This is a genomic window from Desertibaculum subflavum (assembly GCA_003576705.1).
In the GTDB taxonomy this organism is placed as follows: domain Bacteria; phylum Pseudomonadota; class Alphaproteobacteria; order Ferrovibrionales; family Ferrovibrionaceae; genus Desertibaculum; species Desertibaculum subflavum.
Window position 1 is genome coordinate 1 of the sequence record QOZS01000114.1, and the last position, 4,781, is coordinate 4,781.

At 71.4% G+C, this 4,781-nt stretch carries 7 protein-coding genes; 3 read left to right on the forward strand and 4 right to left on the reverse strand.

All coding sequences use genetic code 11. The annotated features are described in order from the left end of the window. Window positions 1-277 precede the first annotated feature (277 nt). The 4 genes from DT074_RS27515 to DT074_RS28355 are packed head-to-tail and all read right to left on the reverse strand — an operon-like array spanning window position 278 to window position 2,559. Window positions 278-652: a hypothetical protein gene (locus tag DT074_RS27515; protein WP_368744950.1), complete on the reverse strand. Its 375-nt coding sequence runs from the start codon at window positions 650-652 to the stop codon at window positions 278-280. Between the two features lie 12 nt (window positions 653-664). Beyond that, entirely contained in the window at window positions 665-1,033 is a 369-nt protein-coding gene (locus tag DT074_RS27520; RefSeq protein ID WP_119423025.1) for a limonene-1,2-epoxide hydrolase family protein, read from the reverse strand. A gap of 15 nt (window positions 1,034-1,048) precedes the next feature. Further along, window positions 1,049-1,858 carry an SDR family NAD(P)-dependent oxidoreductase gene (locus tag DT074_RS27525; RefSeq protein ID WP_119423026.1) on the reverse strand — a complete coding sequence of 270 codons (810 nt, stop codon included), beginning with the start codon at window positions 1,856-1,858 and terminating at the stop codon, window positions 1,049-1,051. Window positions 1,859-1,875: 17 nt separating this feature from the next. Continuing rightward, complete coding sequence (locus tag DT074_RS28355) at window positions 1,876-2,559, reverse strand: RraA family protein (protein WP_162915288.1); 684 nt, start codon at window positions 2,557-2,559, stop codon at window positions 1,876-1,878. A gap of 73 nt (window positions 2,560-2,632) precedes the next feature. Between DT074_RS28355 and DT074_RS28360 the strand changes: the two genes are divergently transcribed. The 3 genes from DT074_RS28360 (at window position 2,633) to DT074_RS27540 (ending at window position 4,771) form a co-directional block, all read left to right on the forward strand. Then, entirely contained in the window at window positions 2,633-2,986 is a 354-nt protein-coding gene (locus DT074_RS28360; protein ID WP_162915289.1) for a hypothetical protein, read from the forward strand. Window positions 2,987-3,059: 73 nt separating this feature from the next. Further along, window positions 3,060-3,359, forward strand: a complete 300-nt coding sequence (locus tag DT074_RS27535; RefSeq protein WP_119423028.1) for a hypothetical protein — start codon at window positions 3,060-3,062, stop codon at window positions 3,357-3,359. 8 nt (window positions 3,360-3,367) lie between these two features. After that, on the forward strand, window positions 3,368-4,771 hold the full coding sequence (locus DT074_RS27540) for a TolC family protein (RefSeq protein ID WP_119423029.1): 1,404 nt from the start codon (window positions 3,368-3,370) through the stop codon (window positions 4,769-4,771). Window positions 4,772-4,781 lie beyond the last annotated feature (10 nt).

Sequence of the window (4,781 nt, forward strand, 5' to 3'; positions counted from 1 at the left end):
AACAGAAGCGCCGCGGAACAGAAGCGCCGCGGAACAGAAGCGCCGCGGAACAGAAGCGCCGCGGAACAGAAGCGCCGCGGAACAGAAGCGCCGCGGAACAGAAGCGCCGCGGAACAGACGCGCCGCGGAACAGACGCGCCGCGCCTTTCCGTCGTGGCCGGGCTTGACCCGGCCACCCATGCCGCAGCGGCAGCTCCGCGGAAAACCGTGGATGCCCGGGTCAAGCCCGGGCAAGACGAAGTGGGGGAACAGAAGCGCCGCGGAACAAATGCGCCGCTCACGTCCTGAGGTAGCCGGCGATCAGGTCGAGCTGCAGGAAGCCGGCGACCAGCAGGGTGTTCGCCGCCCAGGCGACGGTCAGGCTGCGGGCCAGGGCCCGCAGGCCCGGCGGTGCCGCGTCGGCACAGCGCCACACCGCGACGAGAATCCAGAGCGTATAGGCGAGGAAGAGCAGGATCAGCGCCTGCTGCGCGTCGCGCCGGCCGGCCGCCAGCGCCAGCAGATAGATGGCGGCCAGCCCCGAACTGGTGATGACGCCATAGACCCAGAACACCCGGCCGAGCGGCGCGCGCCCCTGCCAGGCACGAACCTCCGGCTCGAACAGCGCCGCGGCGAGGGCGAGCGCGCTCCAGAGGCCCGACCGCTCCGCCATTGCCGCGCGGGCTCAGCCGGCGGCGCGCGTATAGGTCGCGAGGTCGAAATAGTCGCGCCAGACCTTGATCTTGCCGTCCTTCAGCTCGAACACGCCGCAGCAGGGAAGGTCGACCTGCTTGTCGCCGAGCTTGGTCCGATCGACCCGCTCGGCGATCACCACCTCGCCGCGACCGACTATGTTCAGCACCTCCCAATCGGTCGCCGTCCAGCCGCGGATGAAGCCGCCGATGAACTTCCGCAGGGCGTCGTGGCCGGAAACCGGCTTCGCCATCATGTTGTGATAGGTGCCATCCGGCGTGAAATAGCCGACCAGCTCGTCCACGTTCAGCCGCGACCAGGCCTGGATGAAAGCGCGGACGATGTCCTCGTTGGATGTCATGGGGGTCCTCCCGCTCTACTTCGCCTTCGCCGGATCAAACCCCGGCCGCGGCGCCTGCGCCATCAGCACGGCGCAGAAGCCGCCATCCACCAGCACGTCCTCACCGTTCACGTAGTCGGCGCGTGGCGAGGCGAGGAAGGCGACGGCATCGGCGATGTCCTGCGGCTTGCCCACCCGGCCGCGCGGCACGATGGCGGCGCGCGCCTCGGCGACGCCCGGCGCCTGGTAGAAGCTTTCCGACATCGGCGTGCGGATCATGCCGGGGCAGACCACGTTGCTGCGCACACCCCGCGGCCCCCATTCCAGCGCCAGCTGGCGCGACAGCATCATCACGCCGACCTTGGCGACGCTGTAGGCGCCGCTGAAGCCCTGCGGGTGATGCCCGGCGATGGAGGCGATGTGCACCACCGCGCCGCCGCCGCGCGCCAGCATCGGCCGCCCGAAGGCCTGGGCGCAGATCAGATAGCCGGTCAGGTTGATCGACAGTACGCGGTTCCATTCCGCGAGGTCGATATCGGCGAGCGCGCCCGGCGCCAACACGCCCGCATTGTTCACCAGCACCTCGGCCGGGCCGAGATGGCGCTCCACCTGCGCCTTGGCCGCATCGACGCTCCGCGGGTCGGCGATGTCGCAAGCGACCGCGACGGCGCGCGCGCCCTTGGCGTCCAGCGCCTTGGCCGCGGCGTTGGCGCTGTCCGCGTCGCGGTCGAGCAGCGCGACCTTGGCGCCCGCCTCCGTCAGCACGGCGGCGATGGCGCGGCCGATGCCGCCGCCGCCACCGGTCACCACGCAGACCTTGTCCTCCAGTCCGAGCCAGCCGGTCATGTTCTCCTCCCCTGTTGTCAGACGCGCTTCACCTTCGGCGACGCCATCATCTCCTTCAGCCAATCGGGCAGCGTGAGCCCGCCCTTCACCTTGGCCTCGAGGGACGTCTCGGCTGCGCGCACGGCCTTCAAGGTCTCGACCACCTCGGCGGCGCGGGCCTGCGGCACGATGACGACGCCATCGGCGTCGCTCACCACGATATCGCCGCTCGCGACATGCACGCCGCCGAGCGTGACCGGCAATCCGACGGTGCCGGGCCCGGTCTTGGCCGGCGAGTTCGGCGTGACGCCGGCGCAGAAGACGGGCAGGCCGGTCGCCACGATGCCGGCGACGTCGCGCACCATGCCGTCGGTGACCAGGCCGGCGATGCCCTTGTTCTTCAGCATGCCGCAGAGCAGGTCGCCGGTCAGCGCGGTGTGCTCGAAGGCATCATGCGCCACCACGACCACGTCGCCCGGCTCGGCCTCGGCGAGCGCCGCGAAGACGGCCAGGTTGTCGGCCGGATAGGCGAAGGCGGTGACCGCCGGGCCGCAGAAGACAGCGTTCTTCGCATCGAGCGGCTTGATGCGGTGGCTGAGCGCGCCGCGCCCGGCCATGCAGTCGACCAGATGCCCGGTCTGCGCCCCGGCCAGCGCCTGGACCAGCTGGCGCGGCGGGCGGTCGATGCCCTTCACCGTCAGGATCGGCGGATCCTCGATCATGGTTTCGCTCCCCTGGAATTGTTCGCGGTGCCGCTTGCCGCGGCCGTTGCCGCCCAGCATAGTCGCCCGCGCGATGCCCGGCTTCCGCTTCTTGCGACTGGCTCTCACGCTGCTTCTGGCGGCGGGCCTCGCCTTGGGCGGGACCAGTTTCGGTGCGTCGGCGGCAATGCCGATGCCGGCCGACTGTCCGCACCATACCGGCGCGGCCGGCGCTGATGCCGCCGAGCATGGCAATGCCGGGCACGACCATGGGAGCAAAGCGGGCGGTTGCCAGTGTCCGCTGATGACCTGCAGCGGCTGGACGCTCGCACCCGTCGCCCAGGATCCGTTGCCTTTCGATCCGACGGCGCTGCCACATCTCTCGGTCGCGACCGCCGCCTTCATCCCGCATCCGCCGGGCGTTCCGCTCCAGCCACCCCGTAGCTGACCCCGACGATCGTCGCTCCGTGCCGGCGCGCCCGCGCCGGCGCGCCTCGTCACGTCAACGTCCGGGGTTCATCATGCCTTCCCGTCTATTGCTGTCGCTCGCTGGCGCGGGCCTCGTCGCGGCTGCCGCCGCCGGCCAGCCATTGCCCGATCCGACCGACGCCGCCGCGCCGACAGCGCCGCTCGACCACCACTCCAGTTTCGAGGGCTACCGGCGCTACGAGCCGCAGAAGCCGGCACCCTGGCGCGCTTCCAACCGCGCCGTCGGCGCGCCGTCACCCGATCGCGCGGTCGACACGGCGCCGGCCACGCCGCCGCCTGATCGCGCGGTCGAGACCGCGCCGGCCGGCGGCCATGCCGGCCACAAGCATTGAGGCGACCGATGTCGAACGTATCGAAAGCTGCGGGCGCGTTGGCCGCGCTGCTGCTGCTCTCCGCCTGCGCCGGCGAGATCACCGAACGCGGCCTAGCCGATGTCTCGGCCGTGACGGAAGAGAAAGTCGGGCGCAAGGTCGACTGGCAGCGCGACGATGCGGCGCGGGAAGCTGCGCGCGCTCGGGTGCGCGCGCTGCTGGCGCGGCCGGTCGACGCGGATGCGGCGGTCGAGCTCGCTTTCCTCAACAGCCGCGGCCTGCAGGCGGATCTCGCCGAGATCGGCATCGCCGCGGCGGATCTGGCGGCGGCAAGCCGGCCGCCCAATCCGGGCTTCAGCTTCGCGCGCACCACGGCGGGCGGCGTGCGCGAGATCGAGCGCACCCTCACCGGCGACGTGCTCGGCCTGCTGACCTGGCCGATCGCGGCCAAGATCGAGGAGCGGCGCTTCGAGCAGGCGACCTGGGCGGTGGCCGGCGATGTGCTGCGCAAGGCCGCGGAGACGCGGCGCGCCTGGTTCCGCGCCGTTGCCGCGGCTCAGGTCGCCGATTACGTGGCGCAGGCGAAGGAAGCGGCCGAAGCCCAGGCCGAGCTCGCCCGCCGCATGGCGCGGGCCGGCAACTTCTCCGCCCTCGACCAGGCGCGCGAACAGGCCTTCTACGCCGAGACGACGGCCGCGCTCGCGCGGGCGCGGCTGATGGCGGATGGCGAGAAGCTGCGCCTCGCCCGCCTGCTCGGCCTGTGGGGCGAGGATCTCGGCTTCAAGTTGCCGCCGCGCCTGCCGGACCTGCCGGAGCAGCCGATGCCGGGCGGCGAGTTGGAGCAGAAGGCGATCGCCGAGCGCCTCGACATCCGCCGGGCGCAGAAGGAGGTGGCGGGCCTCGCGGATTCGCTCGGCCTCACCCACATCACCCGCTTCGTCAACCTCCTGGAGGCGAGCTATCTCCGCAACAAGGAGGAGGGGAGCCCGCGCGAGACCGGCTACGAGATCCACATCGAAGTGCCGATCTTCGATTTCGGCTCGGCGCGCGTCGCCAAGGCCGAGGCGGTCTACCAGCAAGGCGTCGATCGCCTGGCGGAGATCGCCATCGGCGCCCGCACGGAGGTGCGCGAGACCTATGCCGGCTATCGCACCGCCTTGGACCTCGCCCGCCACTGGCGCCAGGAGATCGTGCCGGTGCGCCAGCGTATCAGCGAGGAGATGCTGCTGCGCTACAACGGCATGCTGGTCAGCGTCTTCGAGCTGCTGTCGGACAGCCGCGACCAGATCGCCGCCGTGATCTCGGCGATCGAAGCGCAACGCGACTTCTGGCTCGCCGAGACCGATCTCCGCTTCGCCCTGATCACCGACACCGCCACCATCGGCGCCCCGGCGAGCCCGCGTCTTGCCGCGCGCGCCGGCGGCGGCCATTGAGGAGCGTTCC